21 protein-coding genes and 5 pseudogenes are annotated in these 26,333 nt (G+C 32.6%); 9 read left to right on the plus strand and 17 right to left on the minus strand.

Annotated elements, in window-relative coordinates; genetic code table 11:
- From pmtA to ABLV95_RS07540, 4 genes are all read right to left on the minus strand, one after another.
- Complete coding sequence (gene pmtA, locus ABLV95_RS07525; protein ID WP_046466281.1) at positions 1 to 885, minus strand: phenol-soluble modulin export ABC transporter ATP-binding protein PmtA; 885 nt, start codon at positions 883 to 885, stop codon at positions 1 to 3.
- Positions 882 to 1,262 (minus strand): PSM export ABC transporter transcriptional regulator PmtR, encoded by a 381-nt coding sequence (gene pmtR / locus ABLV95_RS07530; protein WP_002507153.1) that lies wholly within the window; start codon positions 1,260 to 1,262, stop codon positions 882 to 884. Before pmtR ends, pmtA begins: the two co-directional genes overlap by 4 nt.
- Before the next feature lie 178 nt (positions 1,263 to 1,440).
- Entirely contained in the window at positions 1,441 to 1,626 is a 186-nt protein-coding gene (locus ABLV95_RS07535) for an SE1626 family protein (protein WP_046466282.1), read from the minus strand.
- 231 nt (positions 1,627 to 1,857) lie between these two features.
- A complete protein-coding gene (locus tag ABLV95_RS07540; RefSeq protein WP_230622036.1) occupies positions 1,858 to 1,953 on the minus strand; it encodes a Trp-rich small protein in 96 nt (31 codons plus the stop codon).
- 202 nt (positions 1,954 to 2,155) lie between these two features.
- Here ABLV95_RS07540 and ABLV95_RS07545 point away from each other — a divergent pair, with 202 nt between their 5' ends.
- Positions 2,156 to 3,445: an aminotransferase class I/II-fold pyridoxal phosphate-dependent enzyme gene (locus ABLV95_RS07545; RefSeq protein WP_427706920.1), complete on the plus strand. Its 1,290-nt coding sequence runs from the start codon at positions 2,156 to 2,158 to the stop codon at positions 3,443 to 3,445.
- Between the two features lie 59 nt (positions 3,446 to 3,504).
- Here the strand turns inward: ABLV95_RS07545 and ABLV95_RS07550 are convergent, their stop codons facing one another.
- From ABLV95_RS07550 to groES, 4 genes and pseudogenes are all read right to left on the minus strand, one after another.
- Positions 3,505 to 3,972, minus strand: coding sequence for a bacillithiol transferase BstA (locus ABLV95_RS07550; protein WP_069815043.1), 468 nt, complete (start codon positions 3,970 to 3,972; stop codon positions 3,505 to 3,507).
- Positions 3,973 to 4,202: 230 nt separating this feature from the next.
- Entirely contained in the window at positions 4,203 to 4,841 is a 639-nt protein-coding gene (locus ABLV95_RS07555) for an HD domain-containing protein (RefSeq protein ID WP_427706918.1), read from the minus strand.
- 174 nt (positions 4,842 to 5,015) lie between these two features.
- Positions 5,016 to 6,639 (minus strand): annotated as a pseudogene (gene groL, locus ABLV95_RS07560) (chaperonin GroEL).
- Positions 6,640 to 6,696: 57 nt separating this feature from the next.
- Positions 6,697 to 6,984: a co-chaperone GroES gene (groES, locus tag ABLV95_RS07565; protein ID WP_002507147.1), complete on the minus strand. Its 288-nt coding sequence runs from the start codon at positions 6,982 to 6,984 to the stop codon at positions 6,697 to 6,699.
- Positions 6,985 to 7,161: 177 nt separating this feature from the next.
- Between groES and mroQ the strand changes: the two genes are divergently transcribed.
- Positions 7,162 to 7,905, plus strand: a complete 744-nt coding sequence (gene mroQ, locus ABLV95_RS07570) for an intramembrane glutamic endopeptidase MroQ (RefSeq protein ID WP_460875269.1) — start codon at positions 7,162 to 7,164, stop codon at positions 7,903 to 7,905.
- Between the two features lie 98 nt (positions 7,906 to 8,003).
- Here mroQ and ABLV95_RS07575 read toward each other — a convergent pair whose 3' ends face one another.
- A complete protein-coding gene (locus ABLV95_RS07575) occupies positions 8,004 to 9,959 on the minus strand; it encodes an SdrH family protein (protein ID WP_427706916.1) in 1,956 nt (651 codons plus the stop codon).
- Positions 9,960 to 10,151: 192 nt separating this feature from the next.
- Here ABLV95_RS07575 and ABLV95_RS07580 point away from each other — a divergent pair, with 192 nt between their 5' ends.
- Positions 10,152 to 10,781 (plus strand): nitroreductase family protein, encoded by a 630-nt coding sequence (locus tag ABLV95_RS07580; RefSeq protein WP_046466289.1) that lies wholly within the window; start codon positions 10,152 to 10,154, stop codon positions 10,779 to 10,781.
- A gap of 138 nt (positions 10,782 to 10,919) precedes the next feature.
- Here the strand turns inward: ABLV95_RS07580 and ABLV95_RS07585 are convergent.
- Positions 10,920 to 12,061: pseudogene (locus ABLV95_RS07585) on the minus strand (IS3 family transposase).
- A 242-nt stretch (positions 12,062 to 12,303) separates the two neighbouring features.
- On the opposite strand from ABLV95_RS07585, the gene ABLV95_RS07590 reads away from it, so the two are divergent.
- The 5 genes and pseudogenes from ABLV95_RS07590 (at position 12,304) to agrA (ending at position 16,606) form a co-directional block, all read left to right on the plus strand.
- Positions 12,304 to 13,089, plus strand: a complete 786-nt coding sequence (locus ABLV95_RS07590; RefSeq protein WP_427706914.1) for a carbon-nitrogen family hydrolase — start codon at positions 12,304 to 12,306, stop codon at positions 13,087 to 13,089.
- Positions 13,090 to 13,847: 758 nt separating this feature from the next.
- A pseudogene (locus tag ABLV95_RS07595) lies at positions 13,848 to 14,418 on the plus strand (accessory gene regulator AgrB).
- A gap of 2 nt (positions 14,419 to 14,420) precedes the next feature.
- Positions 14,421 to 14,558, plus strand: a complete 138-nt coding sequence (agrD, locus tag ABLV95_RS07600; RefSeq protein ID WP_460875271.1) for a cyclic lactone autoinducer peptide AgrD — start codon at positions 14,421 to 14,423, stop codon at positions 14,556 to 14,558.
- Positions 14,559 to 14,581: 23 nt separating this feature from the next.
- Positions 14,582 to 15,877 carry a quorum-sensing sensor histidine kinase AgrC gene (gene agrC, locus ABLV95_RS07605; RefSeq protein ID WP_427706908.1) on the plus strand — a complete coding sequence of 432 codons (1,296 nt, stop codon included), beginning with the start codon at positions 14,582 to 14,584 and terminating at the stop codon, positions 15,875 to 15,877.
- 12 nt (positions 15,878 to 15,889) lie between these two features.
- Positions 15,890 to 16,606 (plus strand): quorum-sensing response regulator AgrA, encoded by a 717-nt coding sequence (gene agrA / locus ABLV95_RS07610; protein WP_460875274.1) that lies wholly within the window; start codon positions 15,890 to 15,892, stop codon positions 16,604 to 16,606.
- Positions 16,607 to 16,723: 117 nt separating this feature from the next.
- On the opposite strand, the pseudogene ABLV95_RS07615 reads toward agrA, so the two are convergent.
- From ABLV95_RS07615 to ABLV95_RS07645, 7 genes and pseudogenes are all read right to left on the minus strand, one after another.
- Positions 16,724 to 18,078, minus strand: a pseudogene (locus tag ABLV95_RS07615) (IS1182 family transposase).
- 209 nt (positions 18,079 to 18,287) lie between these two features.
- Positions 18,288 to 19,257, minus strand: a pseudogene (locus ABLV95_RS07620) (carbohydrate kinase family protein).
- The gene (locus ABLV95_RS07625; RefSeq protein ID WP_460875276.1) at positions 19,254 to 20,738 is read right to left on the minus strand and encodes a sucrose-6-phosphate hydrolase; all 1,485 of its coding nucleotides are present in this window, start codon (positions 20,736 to 20,738) and stop codon (positions 19,254 to 19,256) included. Before ABLV95_RS07625 ends, ABLV95_RS07620 begins: the two are co-directional and overlap by 4 nt.
- A 91-nt stretch (positions 20,739 to 20,829) precedes the next feature.
- Positions 20,830 to 21,792, minus strand: coding sequence for a LacI family DNA-binding transcriptional regulator (locus ABLV95_RS07630; RefSeq protein WP_460875278.1), 963 nt, complete (start codon positions 21,790 to 21,792; stop codon positions 20,830 to 20,832).
- A gap of 143 nt (positions 21,793 to 21,935) precedes the next feature.
- Positions 21,936 to 22,163, minus strand: a complete 228-nt coding sequence (locus tag ABLV95_RS07635) for a sulfurtransferase TusA family protein (protein ID WP_427706899.1) — start codon at positions 22,161 to 22,163, stop codon at positions 21,936 to 21,938.
- A gap of 23 nt (positions 22,164 to 22,186) precedes the next feature.
- A complete protein-coding gene (locus ABLV95_RS07640) occupies positions 22,187 to 23,278 on the minus strand; it encodes a YeeE/YedE family protein (RefSeq protein WP_460875279.1) in 1,092 nt (363 codons plus the stop codon).
- A gap of 218 nt (positions 23,279 to 23,496) precedes the next feature.
- Positions 23,497 to 24,144, minus strand: coding sequence for a redox-sensing transcriptional repressor Rex (locus ABLV95_RS07645; protein ID WP_460875281.1), 648 nt, complete (start codon positions 24,142 to 24,144; stop codon positions 23,497 to 23,499).
- Between the two features lie 144 nt (positions 24,145 to 24,288).
- Between ABLV95_RS07645 and ABLV95_RS07650 the strand changes: the two genes are divergently transcribed.
- On the plus strand, positions 24,289 to 26,217 hold the full coding sequence (locus ABLV95_RS07650; RefSeq protein ID WP_460875283.1) for an ABC-F family ATP-binding cassette domain-containing protein: 1,929 nt from the start codon (positions 24,289 to 24,291) through the stop codon (positions 26,215 to 26,217).
- Positions 26,218 to 26,333 lie beyond the last annotated feature (116 nt).

Genomic DNA, 26,333 nt, shown 5'->3' on the forward strand with positions numbered 1-26,333 from the left:
TTAAGTCTCATAATTTTTTTGTTCAGTCTTCTGGGTTCCTTTTTCAAGGTAAACCATTAAATCTTCAATCGTTGGCTTAGTTATTGCAACCTTGTTTCCAAAAATTTCATTAAATATATTAGCATGTTCTGTAAGTGCGATATATCCAGTTTTGTTTTCTTCTATATAGTGTGTTAATTGAATTAATTCTTCATCCAATTGCTGCATGTCACCTTTAACTACTTTGAATCTATTCAAAATGTCATCCAAAAATTGATTCAGTACAATTTCACCATCTTTTAAATACACTAAGTAATCAGCGATTTTTTCTAAATCAGAAATGATATGAGTGGAAATAAATACTGTTTTCTTTTCATCAATGAGTTCTTTTTGAATTACATCCAAAACTTCGTTTCGAACGATTGGATCTAACCCTGATGTTGGCTCATCTAAAATAAATAATTCAGCATGATGGCTAAAAGCAATAGCAATAGACAACTTCATCTTCATACCAGTTGAGAATGTTTTGATCTTCCGCTTATAAGGTAAATCAAATTTTTCAAGATAATATGTAAATAACTGATGGTCCCATGTACTATAAAATGGTGAAACATACTGTTCAATTTTTTGGATATTCCATTTATCATTGAGGTACAATTCGGAATAAACGAAACCAATTTTATTTTTAATAGCTTCAGGGCGTGCTTTCATTTTTTGGTTAAAGATTAAAACATCTCCGCCATCAGGCTCAATTAAATCCATAATCATTCTAATAATGGTCGTTTTACCCACACCATTTGCACCAATAAATCCAGTTATAAATCCTTGAGGAACACGAAAACTAATATCATTTAACTTGAATTCTTTATACTGATAATTTACAGCATTTAATTCGATTGCGTTCATTCATCGTCCTCCTCAAAAATCATTTCTAAGATTTCTTGTAATTCTGAAAGTGGCATGCCTATAGTTTTTGCTTCTTTGCTTATTGATTTAGCCATTGTTTCAATCACCATGAACTGTTTTTCTTTTAAAATTGAACTATCTTGCTCTTTCACATATGTACCCTTACCTCTAATAGTAAAGACAAAACCATCTTTTTCTAAATCTTCATATGCGCGCTTTGTAGTTATAACGCTAACGCTCAAATCATGTGCTAATTCCCTCATCGAAGGTAAGTGTTCACCAGGAGCAACGTATCCTTTTAAAATATTTTCTTTGATTTGTTGCTTAATCTGTTCATAGATTGGCTGTTCACCACTATTTTTCAAAAGTATTTTCATGGACGTCCTCCCTTACAACTGTATATACACACTATATACAATGTATACACACTTGTAAAGTATAAATTTATTCAAACACCCATATAATTACTCATTAAAAGGGACGAGTTAACATAAAAAAGCTATAACTAAGATTTTGCATATCGCTTCATCTCACTTATAGCTTGTTTTAACAATGTTACTTATTTTGTTTATCTTTTTTCTTACGCTTATTATTACGATCAATAAAAGCGCAAATCATAAACATAATTGCGGCAATTAATAATTTAACACCAGAATCTTCATGACCTATGGCCTGTAAATAATAGCCTACAACGAGTAATATCATTGCCATTATGACAAATATTTTGGTTAAATGTTTCACTCTCTTCACCTCAAACAATATCATTGTACCAAACTTTGGCATTAATTTCTAAAAGCAATTTATTTCAAAAAAATTCTTGATACTTATGTATCTGTTTTTTATGATTTATATTTAAATATATTGTTTGCAGTCTATTACCTATGATGATAAAATTGTAATTGTATCCACGGATTATACTACACAACCCCAAGTCTGCGTCATCAGGCTTGGGGGTTTTTTGTGTAAGGCCACCTATTTGTCTTTCCATTTATTCTCTAACCAAACACGGAATACAACAAGTAAGCTACCTGTTAATAAAGTTGCAATCATTTCTTGCCACCACGCTATCATACTACACCTCCCACAGAAAAAAGTGCCATGTAGGATTTTTGATGGCCTATCCGTATTCTAACATAAAACAGAACGTATGTTCGTATAAATAGTTAAATTTTGAAATTTTCTGTCTAAAACAGTCACAAGACTTTAATTTTAAGCTATTTCAAGATAATATAAGGTTATCATTGAAAAAGTAAAGAGAGGTTGACCAACTATGAATCCTTTAGCTTTAGATTTAAACGAACAATTATCTAAATCAAATCCAGAAGTTGCAGACATGCTTTCCGACCTAGGAAAATTAATGTATTACCCGAAAGGTATATTATCCCAATCCGCGGAAGCAAAATCCACACAATATAATGCCACGATAGGAATGGCAACATATAAAGATAGCAAGATGTACGCAAATACTTTAAATGATATCTTCGCTCATTTAGAACCCGATGAAATCTTTCCTTATGCCCCGCCACAAGGTTTAGAATCTCTTCGTGATTTATGGCAACAAAAAACATTAAAAGAAAATCCAGATTTAGATGCAAAAGACATGACAAGACCTATCCTTACGAATGCTTTAACACATGGCTTATCATTAGTCGGTGACATGTTCGTCGATAGTGGTGATACACTCTTACTTCCAACCCATAATTGGGGCAACTATAAACTCGTTTATAGTACAAGACATAGTGCTGAAATTGAAACCTATGATATTTTTGACGAAGCTGGACATTTTACAACAGAAAATTTAGTTAATACGCTAGAAAATTATAATAAAGACAAAATCATCTTAATATTAAATTATCCAAATAACCCAACTGGTTATACACCAACAAAAGATGAAGTTCATACTATTGTCTCTGCAATAAAATCATTAGCAGAACGTGGCACAAACGTCATTGCTTTAGTTGATGATGCATACTACGGACTCTTTTATGAAGATGTTTATACACAGTCATTATTCACAGCATTAACAAATTTACATTTAGACAACTTATTACCAATTCGTTTAGATGGCGCAACAAAAGAATTTTTCGCATGGGGATTACGTGTAGGTTTCATCAGTTTCGGTGTCGGAAACGATACAACAAAACAAGTATTAGAAGCTAAAATCAAAGGATTAATTCGAAGCAACATTTCAAGTGGTCCATTACCTTCGCAAAGTGCAGTTAAATACGTGCTCGAAAATCACGAAACTTTTGATAAGGAAATTCAACACAATATCGACACGTTACAAGCTAGATATGAAGTAACGAAATCTGTTGTATATGATGAAAAATACGCATCATACTGGCAGGCTTATGATTTTAACTCAGGCTATTTTATGGCATTACAAGTTAAAGATGTGGACCCAGAACAGTTACGCCAACACTTAATTACTAAATACTCTATTGGCATCATTGCCCTTAATGCAACAGACATTCGTATTGCTTTCAGTTGTGTAGAAAAAGATGACATTCCATATGTATTTGATTCTATCGCTAAAGCAATTGAAGACCTAAAAAATTAAATTAAATAATAAAAAGGATGAAATCACATGTAATGGTGATTTCATCCTTTTTATTTATATTAACGTTGCTGTTTCAATACACGTGCCATTTCTTCAATTTTACCAGCATGTAGTGGTACATGAATTGCATTTAAAATTAACAACTCATCTAACGTACTACAACCAGCAATTGTTTCAGTTAATTCAACTTCTAATTGTTGGTCTGTTAATTTTTTTGCACGCTCAGGCAACGTTTTTAAATTTTTGATAATTTCATCCACACTTGGGATTTCTTCGTCGCCCCAATCAGCTGGATTAGATCCATAACCAAATAAGCGTGTATATTTTTGAATATCTACTTCATTTTGCTCACTTAAAGATAATGCAGATTCAAAAATAGTTAACACATGACCATATTGCCAATGTAACGTATTAGGGAAGAGTTCACTTTCATTATCTAATATACTTTCAATGTTCCATTTGTCATAGTCTGATATTAAATAATTAATACCTGTATCAATCACATCGTACACTGATTTTTTTGTCATAGTTAATCTCCCTTTCTTAAAAAAGCTTCACATAAATAATAATTATAAGTAGCGAATAATATTTATGCTTACTTTCTCTACCCTCAATAAGTTGTTTTTACTCACTTAATCCATTTATATCCATAACTTTTTTAATTATACATGTTAAATAATGCTATAGATTGCTTTCAAATTCAATTTTTTATACTTTAGGATTTAATGATTAAATATTACTAACGTATCGTGTGCTTTTAATCATCCCACTTTGAACGTAGGACACAAGAGCAAAAATTATTTTGAGGATATTCAGGCTCAAAATATTTCACAACATCAGATTTAATATTGCCAAACGTTGTTTCAGGTTTATGTTTAAAGCCTTCATAAAAAGCTGTTAATACATCTTTTTTAAAATTACCACGAGGAAATTTATTTACGATTGCTTTTCTAATTTCATCTGAATACTGGTCCCAATTGTCACTCATAACATCCATACCAACACCATGATATAATAATGCAACATTATTCTCTTTATGCTCAGCCACACCTATCGTCGTATGTAATGCTATTGAATCCCAAGCAAGTTGTAAATCTTGGTCATTATAATTGTGTGTATCTAAAAATTGGCGAACTGCATTTGCGCCGTCTACTTCAAATCTCAGATCATCACTACTATATTGGTTTGTTAATCCTAAATCATGAAAGAGCGAACACATATATAAAAGTTCTTTATCATATTTCAAATGATCTTGCATGCCTTTAACTTCGCCAAATAAATATACTCTATTCGAATGGTTCCATATTAACTTATTACCATATTCATGGACTACTTCTTGTGCTTCTTGGATTATTTTACTATCTGGGACAACAATTTCATTGATATCTTTTAACATAATAAATTCCTCCTTGGTTACAATATAGTCTCTATAGATATGTATATCAAACTATAGATCATTCATCATAAAAAAGACGCCTTCCACTAAGTTAAGTAACTTAACGAAAGACGTCTTATAAATATTATTTAAATACGCTCTTTTATAAACTTTAATTTTAAAGTTTATAATCTATTACATCATACCTGGCATGCCGCCCATACCGCTTGTGCATCATTACTGCTTTCTTCAGGGATATGCGCAACAACCGCTTCAGTTGTTAAGAACATAGTCGCTACACTTGCCGCATGTTGTAAAGCTGAACGTGTAACTTTAGTTGGATCTACGATACCGAGCATCCAGCATATTCACCCATTCATTTGTAGCGGCATTGAAACCAATACCTACATCAGCATTTTTAAGTCTTTCAACAATAATCGAACCTTCTAACCCAGCGTTTTCTGCAATTTGACGAACTGGAGATTCTAATGCTTTTAACACAATATTGATGCCTGTTGCAATATCGCCTTCAGCTTCAATTTTAGAAACTTTGTCATAAATATTCATGAATGCTGTACCACCACCGGCTACAATACCTTCTTCAACAGCGGCTCTAGTAGAGTTCAAAGCATCTTCAATACGTAATTTACGTTCTTTTAATTCTGTTTCACTTGCGAGCACCAACTTTAATTACAGCTACGCCTCCGGCTAATTTAGCTAAGCGTTCTTGTAATTTCTCTTTATCAAATTCAGAGTCCGTCTCTTCAATTTGAGATTTAATTTGGCTTACACGTGCATCAATATTATTTTGGTCTCCATTACCATCAACCACTGTTGTATTATCTTTAGTGATTTCTGCTTTGCTTGAAGTACCTAACATGTCAATTGTTGCATCTTTTAAATCTAAGCCTAAGTCATCAGTAATCACTTGTGCGCCTGTTAAGATAGCTAAATCTTCTAGCATCGCTTTACGACGATCTCCGAATCCAGGTGCTTTAACTGCAACTGCAGTAAATGTACCGCGCATACGGTTTAATACGATATTTGTTAATGCGTCACCTTCTACATCATCTGCTACGATTAGGATAGGTCTGTTAGATTGAACAACTTGTTCTAATAATGGCAGAATATCTTGGAAAGATGAAATCTTTTTATCTGTAATTAAAATGTATGGTTTTTCAAGTTCTGCAACCATTTTATCTGAATCAGTTACCATATATGGAGATTGGTAACCACGATCAAATTGCATACCTTCAACGACTTCAAGTTCAGTATTAAAACCACTTGATTCTTCAATTGTAATTACACCGTCGTTACCTACTTTTTCCATAGCTTCTGAAATATATTTACCAATTTCTTCATCAGTTGCTGAAATAGATCCAACTTGCGCAATTTCATTTTTATTATCAACGTTTTGAGAAATTTCTTGTAATGCGTCAATAGCTACGTCTACAGCTTTATCGATACCTTGACGTAAACCTACAGGATTTGCACCACTTGTTACGTTTTTCAAACCTTCTTGTATCATTGCTTGAGCTAATACTGTAGCTGTAGTTGTTCCGTCACCTGCGATTTCATTCGTTTTGTTGGCAACTTCTTGTACTAATTTCGCTCCCATATTTTCATATGGATCTTCTAATTCAATTTCTTTTGCAATCGTAACACCGTCATTTGTGATTAATGGTGATGTATATTCTTTATCTAATACAACATTACGCCCTTTTGGTCCAATTGTAACTTTCACGGCGTTAGCTAATTTATCTACACCTCTCAACATAGATTGACGTGCGTCTTCGGAAAATTTTAAATCTTTCGCCATATTACTTTACCTCCATGATGTTCGTATTATTTGTATATTTTTTAGTTTTAATTTTGATTATTCTTCTATTACTGCTAATATATCGTCTTCGCTAACGATTAAGTATGTGTCGTCTCCACGCTTAACTTCAGTTCCAGCAAATTGTTGGAAAACAACATTGTCGCCTTCATTCACTTCAGGAGCAACTCGAGAACCATCTTTTAAAATACGTCCTGCACCTACTGCAATTATCGTACCTTCATTTGATTTCTCTTTAGCGCTATCAGTTAAAACGATACCACTTTTAGTTGTTTGCTCTTGTTCTGTTTTTTGAATAATTACTCGGTTACCTAATGGCTTTAACATTGATTGTTCCTCCTTAAAATACTAAAATTTTTAGCACTTAATCATTGTGAGTGCTAATACACTTTCTATAATAATCAAAGTTGGTCAATATTTCAAGTTAAAACCATTACACTAAATTTTGTGTGAAAAGCTATTTTACGATAAAATAGAGTATATTCTAATTTTTGGAGGTTCATTATGTCTCGTATATGGGTGTCCATTTTGACATTAGTTATTTATGGCCTTGCACAGTTTGGTCCGATTTTCTTACAAATGGCTGGCTTATTTAACAATTTAAGTGGCAAAGAAATCCTCTTTGCTAATATTTATTCACAGGTAATTTTGTTTATTATAGTTGCTTTCCTAATCATACTAATAAACTTTTTCATTGCCAATCCTACACAACTAGAGTTACAACCTAAAGAAAAGAAAAGATATGTTATCCTTTGGGCAATCGTAGGTTATATGATTGTTATGATTTATCAAGTCATTGCGGGAATGATAAATATGTATGTATTCGGCGCACCTCAATCTAGCCCTAATACGGAAAGATTGATGAAAATAGCACAAGAAATCCCGATGTTTATCATATTAATTTCAGTTGTAGGACCTATACTAGAAGAATTCGTATTTAGAAAAGTAATATTTGGTGAGTTATACAACATATTAAAAGGTAATAAAACTTTTAAATTTCTCATTGCCGGAATTGTAAGTTCAATTATCTTTAGTGTCGCACATGCAGATCCATCATTCTTTATCATCTATTTTGGTATGGGCTTTATTTTCTCAGCATTGTATGTATATACAAAACGTATATGGGTACCTATCTTAGTACACATAATGCAAAATGGCTTTGTCGCTATTGTACAAATTTACTTTGGTCCTGAAAAAATAAAAGAACTACAAGAATCTGCATCATTTATATTTAATTTTATGTTTTAATTAAATTTTAAGTTATATAAAATAAATGGAAGAACTCAATGTTTATTACATGAGTCCTTCCATTTTTTATTTGTCTATGACACGTTAAATGTCAAAAGCTATTCATTTTCGTTTTTGTTTCTGCGATAAACGAAATATCCTACCACTACACCTATAAATATTATCGTTATTGCAGTGATTAAAGCAAACAATGTCCGTTCGAATTTAATATCAATTGTGTCTTTCGATTTCTTGTCGTTTGTACGCGTCGATTCTTCATCACTACTTGAATGATATTCGTATTTACCAGATGCGGCACTTTTGTTTTCTGGCGTTTTTAAGTCAGGCATAGAACCTATTTCTCCAGTAATCAATGCCAAAACTTGTTTATCTAAATTTTTATAGTAATCTCTTGATTTTAATGGATTAAAATATTGAAATTTAAAATAATTTGTTCCCTTTTGTAACTCATTTAAAAACGCATTATCTGAAAAACTTTGACGTCTTACAATAGAAGTAATATCTTTGTCAGATACACTATCAACATTATTATTAAGCTGTTTAACTTGGTTCAAAATAAAAGGATTATATTTAAAAGAACCTGGAGACATTTGATTAAATCTATTAACTAATCTGCTGTCACCTTGATTTGAATTTTGACTTTTTTTCTCTGTTCTCAAATCTCCATAAGTCACAACATTATTGTTACTGCCTGCTATATTTTCATTTGATTGTGCATATTGCTTATTTGCATTTTGATTCTTACCATTATATAAGTTTGAAGATGTGTGTTCATTTTGAGAACTTCCTGAGTTTGAATGATTCACTGAACTGTCTGATGTATTATTTTTACTACCCTGGTTATAATGATTTGATCCAGATGATATGTTGGGGCGCAGTGGTTTATTAGGCTTCGGGGGTTCTGTGGTATTGTTATCTCCTCCGCCTTCACTCGGTTGTTCTGGTTTAGGTGTTTCTGTTGAACTTCCCCCATCATTTTGTGGTTTATCAGGATTTGACGGTTCTGTTGAATTATCGTCTCCACCTTCACTTGGTTGTTCTGGTTTAGGTGTTTCTTCTGAGTCATCTCCACCACCTTGTGGGTTATCAGGGTTTGATGGTTCTGTTGAATTATCTTCGCCACTTTCTCCTGGATGTTCAGGTTTTGGCTTCTCTTCTGAGTCATCTCCGCCACCTTGTGGGTTATTCGGGTTTGTCGGTTCTGTTGAATTATCGTCTCCGTCCTCACTTGGCTGTTCTGGTTTAGGCTTCTCTTCTGAGTCATCTCCGCCACCTTGTGGGTTATCAGGGTTTGATGGTTCTGTTGAATTATCGTCTCCGTCCTCACTCGGCTGTTCTGGTTTAGGTTTCTCTCCTGAATCGTTGTCACTATCCCCTGTATTGTTTGAACCCGATGATTGATCATCTTCCTCTGACTTATCTGGCTCAGTAGCATCGTCTGAATCACTATTGTTAGAGTTACTATCATTTGGTTGTTCCGATGATGGCTTCTCTTCAGTTCCGTTGTCACTATCTCCTGTATTGTTTGAATCTGATGATTGATTGTCTTCCTCTGACTTATCTGGCTCAGTAGCATCGTCTGAATCACTATTGTTAGAGTTACTATCATTTGGTTGTTCCGATGATGGCTTCTCTTCAGTTCCGTTGTCACTATCTCCTGTATTGTTTGAATCTGATGATTGATTGTCTTCCTCTGACTTATCTGGATTAGTAGTAGTGTCTGAATCACTATTGTCTGAATCATTGCTATTTGGTTGTTCGGATGATGAAGTCGTTATAGCATCACTACTGGTTTTATTATCAGTTTGATCAGAATTTGAAGGTATTTCATTCTCACCTGAATTATTTACTGGCTTAGTGCTATTTTGCACATTCCCATCTATATCTGATGCATTGATACGCTTATGGTCTAAATCAGTATTATTCATAGTCGTATTCTTATTGTATTCATCTAGTCCTGTCTCTGCCCCTTGTGTCGGTTTAGAAATTAATGTAGCACTTAGTGCAATTGCAAAGCTAGATACAATAAATTTATGTGAAATATAATTTTTCATAATCTCACCTCCAAATAAATTTTCTTATATTCCTTATCAGTATATTAGAAATCGTACTATTTTTCATTAAAATCAGGCTTTTGAAAGAAGAAATTAATCTATTTGAAATTAATTGTAAAAAGCTATTTACAAATAAAGGTATAATTATTATACTAGATATATAAAATAAATTAATGTGAAGGAGTTTTCCGAATGGGACTTTTTAGTAAAAAAGAAGATACACTTGATGTATTTCAAAATGCAGTAGAATCAAGACGTACAATATATAGTTTAGAAAAAGAAATTTCAATATCTGATAAAGAGGTAGAAGGTATCATTGAACATGCAATTAAACATGTTCCATCTTCATTTAATGCTCAATCAACTCGTATTGTATTGTTATTAAGCGATAATCATAATAAATTTTGGGATATAACAAAAGAAGAATTAAAAAAATCAATGGGTCCTGATCGTGAATTCCAAGCAACTTCAGACAAAATTGATAACTTCAAACATTCATATGGTACAATCCTATACTTTGAAGATCAAGAAGTTGTCGAAGGATTGCAAAATCAAATGCCTAACTATGCTGAGAACTTTGCCATTTGGTCAAACCAAACAAATGCAATGCACCAATTTGCAATTTGGACTGCATTAGGTACTAAAGGTATTGGCGCATCATTACAACATTATAATCCACTTGTAGACGTAGCAGTAACTGAAGCGTTCGATATTCCTGCTACTTGGAATCTTGTAGCTCAAATGCCTTTTGGTAACGTGCGTGATGAAGCCGGAGAAAAAGAATTTCATGATGTAAGCAAACGCTTCTTAGTAAGAAAATAGTTTGTTGGATTTTTTAAACATTAACAATAATACATGCGCTTAGGGTATCAACCCTTTCCAATTTATAAAAACCAATTCGTTTAAGGCACTGAACGGCACTGAACCCTTAAAATGGGAACTTAATAAAAACACTATTTTCTAGGATGCTAATTTCCTGAACTCTATAGGAGATAAGTAGCCTAGTTTTTGTTGAATTCTAACTTTATTATAGTTTTCAATGTAATTTTCGACAATATCTATTACAATGTTATTAGAGCTCTTGAGCTCTTTGTTTAAGTAGAATGTTTCACACTTTAGCGAGGAATGGAAACATTCAATCGGGGCATTATCAGCTGGCGTTCCCTTACGGGACATGCTTCTGGTAATGCTTTTTTCTTCGCATAATTTATAATATTCATACGATGTGTAAACACTTCCTTGATCGCTATGAAGTATACAACTATCTGGAATTTCTAATTGGTTCAAAGTCTCGTTTACTAAATTTTGATTCTGATGATTATCTATAGTATAAGCAACTATTTCCCCGTTATAGACATCCATAATTGACGATAGATACAACATTGTATTACCGAAAGGTAAATAAGTAATATCTGTTACAAGTACTTCTAATGGACGATTTGCATTAAAATTCCTCTGTAACAAATTGCCTATTTTATAAAATGGATTACCTGGTTTTTTAGATTTTTTAGGTTTAACCCTACAATTCAATTCGTTTTCTTGCATAAGCCTTTGCACTTTCTTGTGATTAATTTTTTCCTTACTAAATTTATTTAATTCAGCAGTCACTTTCCTATAACCATAGGTATATTTGTGCTTATGACAAATCGATTTAATTGCTTCTAATTCCGAATTTGTTTCATGTTTTTTACATTTCCGGCGATAATAGGTAGATTTGGGTATGTTAAATACCTCTAATATCATTTAAACTGTATATTTTGATTCTAATGCTTCAACCACTTGTATTATTATTTTGGGCGACACTCCCTTTCCAATTCCTTGTACTTTTTTAAAATTTCTAATTCTGCGTTTTTTCTTTTATTTTCTATTTTTAATTGTTCAATTTCTGAAAGTTCTTCTAATCCCTTTCCGTAGGAATATTGTTTTCCAACTTGTTGATGAAATCTATAATGTTCACCATTTTGGTACCATTTCCACCAAGTTTTCACTTGTGATCTATTTCTAATGTTTAATGTATTCATAATTTCTTTTGCACTATATCCCTCAATTTTCATTTCAATAGCTTTATTTTTGGTTTCTAGTGAATAAGTAACTCTTTTCATAGAAAAACACCTCCGTATAAATTCATTTTAGTATGAATTCAACGAAAGTGTTTTTATTTTATTCCCACAATTTGGGGTCAGTTCATAAAATGAATTGGTTTTTTTATTTAAATATTTCGATTTTGAGTATGCACACTTCTCACGTACGCATTTTGTAACTTCATTGAAAACTGCCCGCAATTTTGAATTTTCTGAATATATCTAGTATATTTATGCTAACAACAATTTAAGGGGCGATCGAGATGAATATAGAAATCTTTCAATTTAAAGTGGAACCAGCGAATGTTGCATTAAATGAAGAAATAATTACGAATTGGTTTGCCGAGTATGTGACAGCAGAGACAGATATCGTAGTTTTACCGGAAATGTGGAACAACGGTTATGCCCTACCTCAACTAAAAGAACTTGCTGATAATCAATTATCAAGAAGTTTTGAGTTTATATCAAAATTAGCAATCCAATATAAAGTTGATGTAATTGCAGGTTCTGTTTCAAATAGTATGAAAGATAACATCTACAATACTGCTTTTGCCGTTTCAAAAAATGGTTATTTAATAAACAGTTATGACAAGGTACATCTTGTGCCGATGTTGGATGAACCTTCATTTTTAACACCCGGTAATGCAGTTCCAGAACCCTTCACTCTATCAGATGGAGCTAAAGTTGCACATATTACTTGTTACGATTTACGCTTTCCTGAATTACTTCGCTATCCAGCGCGTAAAGATGCACAAATCGCTTTTTATGTTGCACAATGGCCAGCGGTAAGATTGAATCATTGGACTGCCCTCTTAAAAGCGCGTGCCATTGAAAATGATATATTTGTAGTTGGTTGTAATGCTTGTGGAGATGATGGCAAGACTGAATATGCAGGTCATTCTATCGTGATTAACCCTAATGGTGAAGTTATAGCAGAATTAAAAGAAAAACCAGATCATTTAACTTGTGACATTGATTTAGATGAAGTAACGAATCAACGCAATACTATTCCAGTATTCAAAAATTTAAGACCACATCTATATAAATGATTTCATAATAAAAACCGTGAGCTTGGGAGGGGCTCACGGTTTTTGTAACTTATTATTAAGGGAATGTTTTTACAGTTATTTCTCTATCTATTTTTGGGGATGTTATTAATTATGAAAAAAATTAGTGAATTTACCGATTTTAATGATAAATTGAATGATGTTTACGATAGCTTACATGTTAATACTTTAAATTGTCTCTGTTATAGACAATGTTAAAATAATATTAGATTCGAGACTGGGAAGGTTCTGCAAATCTAAATTGGGAATGCTTAAATTAATAAGCGCGTTGTGTACTCAGTAAGTACTATTTTACGAAATCACTAATTGCTGCTGAGATATCTTTTGTCACTACATCAGCCTCCTCTTGTTTGTATTAAAATTGAAAAACGATAACTAATTTTTGTAACTATAACAACTATACGAAGAAAGTACAGTTACAATATCAGCGTGTCAATTAAGCTCCTGCTCAAAAGCTTAATTAACTTCATCATTCAAATCAAAATTCAAACAAAAATTGATTAAATGATTTGTAAAATGCTATCACTTCTTTGTGATACAAGTACATTTAACCATGATTTTGAGCTTATTCGTTAAAAAATCCCTAACTCGTCATATTTCATTCCTAAATGTTCACTTTTTTATGTTAAAATTAAAGAGATAAAGATTAGCAACAGTTAGGAACACAAAATATACAGTTAAGCAATAAGACGCATAAAACTTAATTAAAATTGTATAATACGTCTGAGGAGAGAAGCCCAATGTTAAAGTCTATAGATAGCAAAATTGACCGTTTTGCTAAATATCTACAACAACGTAACAACTTAGAACATATTGATTATTTAAAGATGCGTTTAGGTATGCAAGTATTTGTAGGCAATATAACTAAAACAATTATAACTTATGGCGTTTCAATCCTTTTCCAACTCTTTTTTTACACACTAACTGTCCATTTATCGTACTTTTTAATTAGGCAATATGCACACGGTGCACATGCAAAATCTTCTTTTGCATGTCATGTGCAGAATTTATCTTTATTTGTTTTACTACCTTGGCTAATCGGGTATATTGGAGTGTCTTCATTAATTATGTATCCATTAGCAATAATTGGTTTCATTATATTAATGATATACGCACCTGCTTGCTACGAAAAAGCAGCCTATACCACAACGATTAGTAAAAGGTAAAAAAATAAAGACAGTCATTGTAACTTTATTATTAGTAGTAATATCAATGTTTTTCAGTGAGCCTTATCAACAATTAGTACTTTTAGGCATTATTTTGATTGCTATCGCTCAACTACCTATATTTTTCCCTAAGGAGGATGTTTAATTATGCATATCTTTGAATCTATTTTTAGTATAATCGCGAAGTTTTTCACAGTACTAGGTGCAGTAGGTGGGGCAAGACCTTGTTATGGATATTTTGATGAGACGGAAGTACCTAAAGAAATTACAGATTTATACGAATAATTGTCCTAGAGAGTGTGTAGAGTATGGCTATTTTAAACACAATAATGTTATCAATATTTCAAGCATTTTTGCTTTTCATAATTATTAAAATTTTAACAAATGTAACTTATACTTTGAGGGATTATATTACCATTATTGGGATTATAATCCCTTCAACCATTTTATTCTTTTATTTTGACACAAAATCGATGTTATTTTTATTGTTAGCAAGTGTTGTCTTTATGTATTTTAAAAATCGCTTCATGGGTGTTGTATCTGTACTTGTTAGCTTTTTCATCCTTTATATGGCCAACTTTCTTTCAATTTGGTTAGCAACATCCTTGCAAGATTTAATTTCAGGGAATTATATATTTAATTTAATATACTATGTAATTTTCGTTTCTATAATAATTGTTTTTTCAATACTTGGTAGATTTCTTTTTAAACTATTAACCACTTCTGGTTTATCATTAAATAAAATCTATTTAATCATTGTTTGTGTTTTTCTATTGACCGTATTGTTATTAATTTATTTTTATTTACCTGATCGTGTTCTTTCTTTTGGAGATATAAAATTTTTAGTCGTAATGTATGCCGTATTAATCATTACGATAGCTGTACTTATCGTTACGATTTCTTTTAGTATTATTCGTCAAATTCAGTACAAACGTAATATGCGTGAAATCGAGAATTACTATAAGTACACTTTACAAATAGAAAAAATTAATCATGAAATGCGTAAATTCAGACATGACTACGTCAATATATTATCAACGATGTCGGATTTTATTAGAGAAAATGATATGAAAGGTTTAGATCAATACTTCCATGAAGAGATTTTACCTATGCAAGACAGTATGCAAATGAACGCCATTAAAATTAATGGTATTGAAAATCTAAAGGTTCGTGAAATCAAAGGATTATTAACAACAAAAATTTTACAAGCTCAAGAAAAAAATATTAGAATTAGCATAGAAGTACCTGAAATAATCGAAAAAATCGAAATGCCTATTATTAATTTGAGTAGAGTTATTGGCATTTTACTTGATAATGCAATTGAAGCTTCTGAAAAAATAGTGGAGGACCCACTGATTCGAATTGCTTTTATCAAAAATGAAGATGATTCAGTGATGTTTATAGTTATGAATAAATGTGATACTGATATGCCTCGAGTACATACCCTATTCCAAGAGAATTTCTCTACAAAAGGTAAAAATCGTGGACTCGGACTTTCAACATTAAAAGAATTGACTGATACGACTTCTAATGTTTTATTAGATACAACGATTGATAATAACTATTTTATTCAAAAAGTAGAAATATTAAATACTGATTCATAAGGGTGTGAAGATATGAAAATATTCATATGTGAAGATGATGAAAGACAACGTGAGAATATGATTTCAATTATCAACAACTACATCATGATTGAAGAGAAGCCGATGGAAATTGAAATTGCAACTGCCGATCCTTATGAAGTTTTAGAACGTTCAAAAGATTTAAGTGATATAGGATGTTACTTTTTAGATATACAATTGGAAGCTGACATTAACGGTATCAAGCTTGCCAGTGAAATTCGTAAGCACGATCCTGTAGGTAATATCATTTTTGTTACAAGTCATAGCGAGCTTACATACCTTACTTTTGTTTATAAAGTAGCGACGATGGACTTTATTTTTAAAGATGACCCAGATGAATTAAAGTCTAGAATCATTGATTGTTTAGAAACTTCAGAATCTAGGTTAAAATTACTTTCTAAAGAACGCACTGTCGAAACAATTGAATTAAAACGTGGAAGTAATTCGGTATATGTCCAATATGATGATGTTATGTTTTTTGAGTCCTCTTCTAAATCTCATCGATTGATTGCGCACTTAGACAATAGACAAATTGAATTCTATGGTAATCTTAAAGAACTTAATCAGCTCGATGACAGATTTTTTAGATGTCATAACAGTTTCGTTGTTAACAGACATAACATTGAATCTATTGACTCAAAATCTCGCATTGTATATTTCAAAAACCAAGAACATTGCTTTGCTTCAGTAAGAAATGTTAAAAAAATATAATAAAAAGACTTAGCAAATTATGCTAAGTCTCAGAACGTAGACAAACCATTTGCTGTAAAAGCATTTGGTTTATTTTTTATAAATATAACTTATTTTTAAAAATAAAAAAGTGGTCTTTCAGACCATTTCTGGCCCTTTTATGAGCCACATTGCCATTTTCTTAAGATTCATGGCGAGCACAAATCAGCGTGGTATCCATGGAAACTTTTTTGATACCTCTATATCGTGTCCATCTCATACCATGCTTGCTCTTTTGCATCTCCAAATCTTCTTTCAATTGTTTGGCTTCGCAATTTATATTGAGTTTTTATAGTATCAACAAATCTCAAATCTTCAACTATATCTAAATCATTTTGCCATACGTGTCGTCTTATTTGTTTGATAGCATCTTTACTCTCTGTACATTGATTTAACAAAGGATAATGACGGCATTTATTAGGGTTGGATACATACAATCTGTGACCTGTTGGCATTGTTCGTTTAAATATCAATGTTTCATCGTTAGGACAAATATAATTATCATAGTATTCATCGTAGATGAAATCCTTAGTTCTAAAATAACCTGGTTTTCCTTTAGGTCTCGTGTAAGGCATTGTTGGGATAATCGTTTTTTCAAGTAAGTAATGCGCGTTAAAAGGTGTTTTATATCCAGAATCAACAGCTAATGTGATGGGCAACATATTTTTCACTTCTAATCTTTCAATCATTGTTTTGAGTTGTGTACTATCATGAACATTACCAGGTGTCACGTGTTTATCGATGATAAAGCCGTTTCTATCTACGCAAGCATGTAAGCTATAAGCAAATTGTTTTTCGCGTTCTCCTTTTACATAGTAACCAGAGTCTGGATCAGTCGTACTTACTTTTTTACTTTTGTATTCCTCCTTCTTTTTCTTTTTTATAGGCTTTTTTCCTTGAGATAATCTTTGTTCATTAATTTCATTATCTAATTCTTCTTGGAAATGAAGAGAATCTTTTTTCACTAATTCAGTTATATATTTATTTTTATTTGCGTTTGCCTTTATATGTGTTGAATCAATGAATAAAGATGAATGATCTATTAAATTATATTTGATTGCGATTTTAAGAATTCTTTCAAATATTTGTTCAAATAAATCTGTATCATGAAAACGACGTGTATAGTTTTTACTAAATGTACCGAAATGAGGTACTTTATCTAAAAAGCTATAACCTAAATACCAACGGTAAGCTACGTTCGTTTCTATTTCTTTTATCGTTTGTCTCATTGACTTTATTCCAAATAATCTTTGAATAAGTAATATCTTAACTAAAATTACAGGATCAATTGATGGTCTTCCATTATCAAGACAATACTTGTCTTCGACAAGTTCATAAATGAAATTTAAACCTAATATACTATCTACTCTACGTAATAAGTGATTACTAGGAACTAATTCCGATATTGAAATCATTTCATATTGATCTCTTTTATCGATTGATTTATTCAACATTACAAACACCACCACTGTTTAATTTAAATATATTATATTATTTTTGTTTAAAAAATGGCAGTAATTTGTGCCGACTCCTGCGGGAAAAGCACTAGCCGAAGACTACAGGCTGAGGCTGTGCCCGCGGAAAGCGTGCACAAAAAAGTGCCAACAAAGTCGGAGACTTTGTCGACACTCTGAGACTTAGCAAATTATGCTAAGTCTTTTTTTTACTGTTTAGTTAACGCTTTATTTACTTCACTTAAATTTGGAATACTCTCTATAGCGCCATATTTTGTAGTAACCATTGTCGCTACATAATTACTAAATTCTAAAATACTTTGACCTTCATTTTTCAACAATTGATTTATATCATTTGTATTCGAGGTTACGATTCTACTAATCAAAGCTCCAATAAAAGCATCTCCGGCACCTGTCGTATCAATCGGCTGTACTTTAAACCCTTGATGCGTAATAACTGTACCGTCCTTCAAATATATCATAGCTCCGGCAAGCACCTTTAGTATAAATAACCGCTTCTACATCACCTTGAAATAACCATTGAATTGCTTGTGCTTCGTCACTCTGACCTGTAACAAACGTCAATTCTTCATCAGAAATTTTAACAATATTTGCTAACGGAATAAATGATTGTATTGCTTCTTTACATGCATCTTCACTATCCCACAATGGCAAGCGAACATTGGGATCAAATACAACTGTTCCCCCTGCTACTTTAACTTTATCAATCAATGCTTTGTGTGCATATTTCATAGGACTTTCTACTAAATCCACCGAACAAAAATGTAGCACATCGTTTTCCATTACATCAATTCCTGCTACTGCTTCAGTTTGGTACAGCATATCAGCAGAAGGTTTACGATAAAAGGAAAAGTCTCTTTCACCGTCTTTGGTTAAGCTTACAAAAGCTAATGCCGTATTAGCCTCGTCTGTACGTTTTAAATACTGTGTACCGACATCTAAATTTTCTAACGTTTCAACTATTAAATCACCAAATGCATCATTCCCTAATTGAGTAATCATTTCAGCTTTGCCACCTAATTTAGTGGTCGTACATGCAACGTTACAGGGTGCGCCTCCCACTTGGCGCGAAAACCCTTCAACATCTTTTAATTTAGAGTCTGTCGTATTAGGTATAAAATCGATTAACGCTTCACCTATAGCAAGTAGTCGTTTCATACTTCCTCATCCTTTAAATCATATTTTGTGAATTTTAAATATACTTGACCAGATTCTGTTGATGTTTTAATTCCTGTAGCTTCATCATCTGTAAAAATTCTAGAAGTCATGACACGTTCACCATCGTTGCAGAATATTTCGACACTCGATGTATCTATAAATAATTGTAACTGTGTCAATGGCGTATCCAGATAGGTTGTTCTTGTTGTACTGTCGACTGGGTCTGGTAACAAACCACTTTCACTACGATCTAACGTTAACTTTTGTTCTTTCTTATTATAAGTAATCAGTGTTGTTTGTGTTTTAGACGTACGCACTTCAAAATATACTTCAGTTGAATCGTTTTCTAAAATATCGATAATCAATTCATATTGTCTTCCTTCATATGGATACAATTGTCTCGTGAATTTATTCGCATATCCTAGTGCTGTTTCTTTATTTGTTCTTAATTGTTCAAGGGATTTTGCAGGTCGTTGTTTTAAATTACCTGCTTCAATCGATAGTACACGTGGAATAGTTAGACAATGTGCCCATCCGTCAACATCAGATGGATAATTAATTTCCGGCAACCCCATCCGACCAATTAATACCCGCTGTCCATGTTCATCTATAAATGTTTGTGGCGCATAAAAATCAAATCCGTGGTCAAGTTCAAAAAAGTCGCCATGATTCATTGTTAAATTATCAATGTCGTATTGTCCCATAATATACCCTGATTGATAGATATTTTTAAAGCGTTCACCTTCTTCATCAATACCTTGTGGACAAAATAACAACATGTCATATCCATCCAAATTAAAGTAATCCGGACATTCCCACATATAACCAAATGAATCTAGATTCGTATGAACTTCGCCTTGAAATTCCCAATTCACAATATCCGTTGAACGATATTGAATCACTCTACCTTGACCTTGTTCATTTTGAGCTCCAATGACAGCATAATAGATACCATCATTTGAAAATACTTTAGGATCTCTGAAATGCTGAGTATAGCCAAATGGCGGTTCAGCAATGACGGCTTTAGGAAACTTTTTAACTTCACCTTGTGCATTTACTTTTGCAATATGTTGAGTGGAAATTCTATTCCAATCCTCATCACGATGATTTGCAGTGTACATATAATACATATGGTTATTATATTCAAATGCACTACCACTATAAACGCCATGGCTATCATCTTTCGTATCTGGCTTTAATGATGCGCCCATATCTTCAAAATGTACTAAATCTTTACTTGTATATGTATACCAATATTTCAAACCATGAACAGGTCCTAACGGAAACCATTGATGTGATATATAATAAGTTCCATCGTAATATATCAGTCCGTTAGGATCGTTTAATAATCCTGTTTTAGGTTGTAAATGAAACGTTTGTCTATACTTAGATTGATTAACTTGAAGTGTTAAATCATCTAATGTTTGCTGATCAACGTCTTCATATCTTTGATAACGTTCATCTCTTGTCCACTCAGCCATTACTGTGTTCCTCCTACTATCAATATTCAAACTTTATTTTACATAATGGTACCGGTTCCATTACATTTCATTATATAATATCATGCTTCACTCAATTTTTAAATGAAAGACTCACATCAATAATGATACGTTGCTCTATTGATTGATGTTGAATCAGTTGATTGAGTTTACTCATTGCTACTTCACCAGCAAATTCAAAATGATAATTAACTGTATGAATTGAAGGCGAGACAATTTCCGTAACTGGATCACCACCAAAGCCTACGATAAACTTGTCCTCATTTTGCGTAGCATCTTCTGAGATCACTTTATGTGCAGCTAATGCGATAGAATCTGTGGCTCCCACAACTGCGTCATAATTAGCTTGAGCTTGCAATATTTTTGATACATCGATCATTGCTTCATTGTAATTAAATGAGGTTTGCGAAATATGTGGTTTGACATTATATTTCGCTAAGCCACTGATCAAGCCTTTTTTTCTATGTATACCAACAGCTATATCAGTTTCTGTAACTCCAAAAAATTGGATACTTTTAAATCCCTTTAATCCGAGCGCCTCCCCTACCATATAACCTGCATGAAAATCATTATGAATGATACTGTGCAAGTCCTTATGTTCTTGACCGACAATGATAACAGGAACATCAATTTTATTAATCACTTCCATATGTCTATCTGTAATTTCTGTAGCCATTAAAATAATGCCATCGACTTTACTTCTATAAAACGTTTCTAGAGCATCAATTTCCAGTTCTGTATCGATATTTGTATAATTTAGCAATAATCTATAGTTCAAATCATCACAAACTGTCTTCACACCTTTGATTGTTTCATCTACAGCGTAAGAGTTCATTCTAGGTATGATTGCCCCTATCATATTGGTTCTATGCGCTCGTAGACTTTGTGCAAACTGATTTGGTTGGTAATCATTTTCTTGAATAATTTTATCCAACTTCTGCTTAGTTTTTAAACTTACCGAGCCATTATTAAGATATCTTGAAACTGTACTCTTCGATACGCCGACAATTTTTGCAATATCAGATATATTTTTCATATTCTCTCACTCTCATCAATAAGCTATTCTCAATATGATTAATTCTATCATATTGCAATCGCTTTAAATACTATTTAAAATAAAAACCAACCTGATACCTTAGGTGTTTTAACCTAATAATAGCAAGTTGGTTGATCTTTCATTTATTCAGCTTTTTGAATTGTAATTGTCCAAGAAGCATCATCTAATTGTTCATAGTTTGTTATCCGATATCCTTTTTCAGCTGCCCAATTAGGTAGTGCCTCTGTTGCCTGAGTACAGTCAAAGTCTATTTTCAATTCTTCACCGTTATCCATTGTTTCCATTTTCTTTTGTGCTTCTATTAGTGGAAATGGACAAACCATTCCTACCGTACCTAATTCATGTACCATAATTAAATTCCTCCCTAATATATTTAAGTCGTTTGAGTTTGTGTTGAGACCGTATTTTCACTAGCTTGTTGGCGTTGCGCTTTTTTCATAGGTTTTATAAATATAAAGTAACTCATAAACCAAGCTCCCAAAATCATAGACGCAAGTGCAATCCAACCTTTCCATGACATCGGCGCAGTTTCTACTAAACCGTTACCTATTGAACAACCGCCAGCTACAGAAGCGCCAAATCCCATACATACGCCACCGATAACGCTATTGCGTATTGTCTTTTTATCAGGCATTCTCCATTTGAATTCTTTAGCACCTTTCGCGACAATATAAGAACCAACGAATATACCTAGAACAAGGAATACACCCCAGTCTATCAATTTCAAGTCACCAGTTACAAAGAATTGAACTATATTTGCAGATGGTGTTGTAATACCAAGACCAGACATTCTACCTGTTGATTCACTTACAGGCCATGCGAGTAATGCAATTAGCCCAACAGCAATTGCTGCAACAAACGGGTGATATTTTTTCTCGAATAAATAGTGTCTTATACCTGTATATTTTTGCTTTAATTTTGGTATAGCAAATTTAGGTTTTGGTTTACGTAACGTTTTTACAACAAGAAGAATTGTGATGATTGTAAGTAACGCGACCCAAATCCATGTTGGTATACCAGTCGTTTGTGACATACTTGCATTAACATTTGTTGGTTTGTTCACACCATTCATTAATGGTAACAACAAACCATATTTTGTTGCCGCCGCAGTGAAGCCATAAGCAATAAGTGCCATCCAGCTTCCTATTAAACCTTCTCCAGCTCTATACCACGTACCTGTAGCACAACCTCCAGATAAAATAATACCAATACCAAAAATAAATGAACCTATTACTGTTCCGATAATTGGATACGTAGATTCTGGAATTTCTACTAAGCCTGTTGATGTTAAAATTAATAACCCAATACTTTGTACGGAAATTGCAATTAATAATGCATAAAACATTTTATTGCTTTTTTGAACGTACATATCTCTAAATCCACCGACTAAACAAAATCGCGTTCTTTGCATAACAAAGCCTAAAAGCGCACCAACAATCAGTCCACTGATTACTAACCACGTCATATTATTACCTCTTTCCCGATAAAATCAATATGATTTATCATATTAAACTTTCCATTAAATATCAAGCCCGTTTGCTCATATTTTATAAAGTGTTAATTGTCAAAATAACTGTAGTTGGTAGTAATCATATAACTAAATACAAAAACTAGCTTTTTTAAACACTCACCACCTAACGTGTGTCTCGTGTAAATAAAAAAGCTAGCCTATTTTCATACGCTTTATTTGTTACTATAATTTTTCATAAAGAAGAGTAAAGATTGTAATTCAATACCTAAATCAATATGATGTACCTGAACATCCGATGGTGTCAGAACACGACTTGGTGTAAAGTTTAAAATACCTTTTACACCTGTTTTTACTAAAGTGTCAGCAACGTCTTGCGCTACTTCTTCAGGTGTAGTTAAAATCACTACATCAATATGTTCTTGTGCTAATATATCCGTAATTTTATCAAACGGACTGACTGTTACTTTCCCTATTTGCGTCCCTATAATTTCATCTCGTATATCAAAAGCTTCCGTTATTGTCATCTCATCATGTATTGAGAAATTGTATGTTAATAATGCTTTCCCTAAATTCCCAACACCTACAATTGCAATTTTTATCTCGTCATTTTCACTTATCTCATTTTTAAAAAAATGTAATAAGCTATCTATATTATAGCCATAGCCTTTCTTGCCTAATTCACCAAAATATGAAAAATCACGACGAATCGTTGCAGAATCAATGTTCAAGCCCTCACTTATAGTTTTTGAATTAACTCTATCTATGCCTTTAGATTTCAAAGTATTGACGAATCTATAATACAACGGTAAACGTTTCAATGTGGCACGAGGAATCTTTTCGCTTTGATTAGCCAAGATCATGTCCCCCTATTTCATTATCTATTGCTGATTTATCTTATAATCACTACAACATTATACATTATTGAATAATAAAAATAAACAATGATAGTTTTAACCACGCGTTGAATACTGTAGAATGATAATGAATAGAGAGGTGCAAATTGGATGATATTATTACAACTCAATGACTTAACTAAATCATTCGACGGAGAAGATATTTTTAATAATGTAGATTTTGAAGTTAAAACTGGTGAACGTATTGGTATCGTAGGACGTAATGGTGCCGGAAAATCTACTTTAATGAAAATCATTGCTGGCGTCGAGACATATGATAGCGGTCAAGTTTCAAAAAGCAAAAATCTCAAGCTTGGTTATCTAACACAACAAATGACTTTAAATACGAATCAAACTGTTTTTGATGAAATGTCGAAACCATTTGAAAGTATGAAAAAATTAGAATCAGAAATGAAATTTGAGACAGATTGGTTAGCGCAACATGCTGATGAATATGATACTGAGTCATATAAGACACACATCGATCGCTATGAATCTTTATCTAATCAATTTGAACAACAAGAAGGTTACCAATATGAAAGTAAAATTAAAACTGTACTGCACGGTTTGAATTTTAGTGAAGCGGATTTTAATCGTCCTATTAATGATTTTAGTGGCGGTCAAAAGACCAGGTTATCTTTAGCCCAGATGTTACTTAGCGAACCTGATTTGCTATTACTTGATGAACCTACAAACCATTTAGATATGGAAACAACTCAATGGTTGGAAAGTTACCTTAATTATTTCAAAGGCGCTATCGTTATTATTAGTCACGATAGATATTTCTTAGATAAAATTGTCAATCAAATTTATGACGTTGCGCTCGGCGATGTACAACATTACGTAGGTAACTATGGACAATTCATAGCGCAAAGAGATAAATATTATGAAAAACGTATGCAAGAATATGAAAGTCAACAAGCTGAAATTAAAAAACTTGAAACATTCGTAGAAAAAAACATCGCTCGTGCTTCAACTACGGGCATGGCAAAAAGTCGAAGGAAAATGTTGGAAAAAATGGAAAGAGTTAACAAACCTATGATTGATGCTAAAAGCGCCAATATTCAATTCGATTTTGATAGAAATACTGGAAACGATGTATTTCATATTAAAAATCTAGAAATTGGATATGAAGAAGCCATAACAAAAGGCATTAATATCGAAGCCACCAAAGGAGACCATATTGCAATCATTGGTCCTAATGGTATTGGAAAGTCTACTTTAATCAAAACAGTCGTCGGTCTCCAACAAAAGATCAGTGGAGAAATTACTACAGGTGCAAATTTAAAAGTTGGTTATTACGATCAAAAACAAGCTGAATTTAAATCAAACAAAACAATCCTTGATTATTTATGGGACCAATATCCAACAATGAATGAAAAAGATATTCGCGCTGTCTTAGGTCGTTTCTTATTTGTACAAGATGACGTCAAAAAAATCATCAATGACTTGTCTGGTGGAGAAAAAGCGCGTCTTCAACTTGCTCTACTGATGCTAGAGCGCAATAATGTGCTTATTTTAGATGAACCAACTAACCATCTAGACATAGACTCTAAAGAGATGCTTGAACAAGCGTTGTCAGATTTTAAAGGCACAATCTTATTTGTGTCACATGATCGCTATTTTATAAACGAACTTGCAAATAAAGTTTATGACTTGGACACTACTGGTGGGACAATGTATTTAGGTGATTATCAGTATTACATTGAAAAATTAGAAGAAAAAGCAGCAATTCAAGCGAAAAGAGAATTGGATAACCCTACAAAAACAGAAGTAAGTGCATCACAAAATCATAATTACGTTGACCAAAAACAACAAAAACGAGAGCAACGTCAAGTTGAACGTAAAATAGAACAATGTGAAACAAATATTGAAATATACGAACAAGAAATAAACAATATAAACGAACAACTCACACAGCCTGATGTCTATTCTAATCCAGAAAAAGCAAATGATTTAGCAATTGAAAAAGAAATAGCCGAACAAAAATTAGAACAAGTCATGGATGAGTGGGCAGAATTACAAGAAATGTTAATATAATCGTTATAAGTGCAATTGAGCTAAAGTAAAATTTTCTACTTTAGTTCTTTTTTTATGCTCATTCTATTCACACTACCTTTGCTGTTATAATAGCTATCCACAGAGTTATCCTACTT

The organism is Staphylococcus sp. Mo2-1 (genome assembly GCF_046721385.1).
Taxonomy (GTDB): domain Bacteria; phylum Bacillota; class Bacilli; order Staphylococcales; family Staphylococcaceae; genus Staphylococcus; species Staphylococcus equorum_A.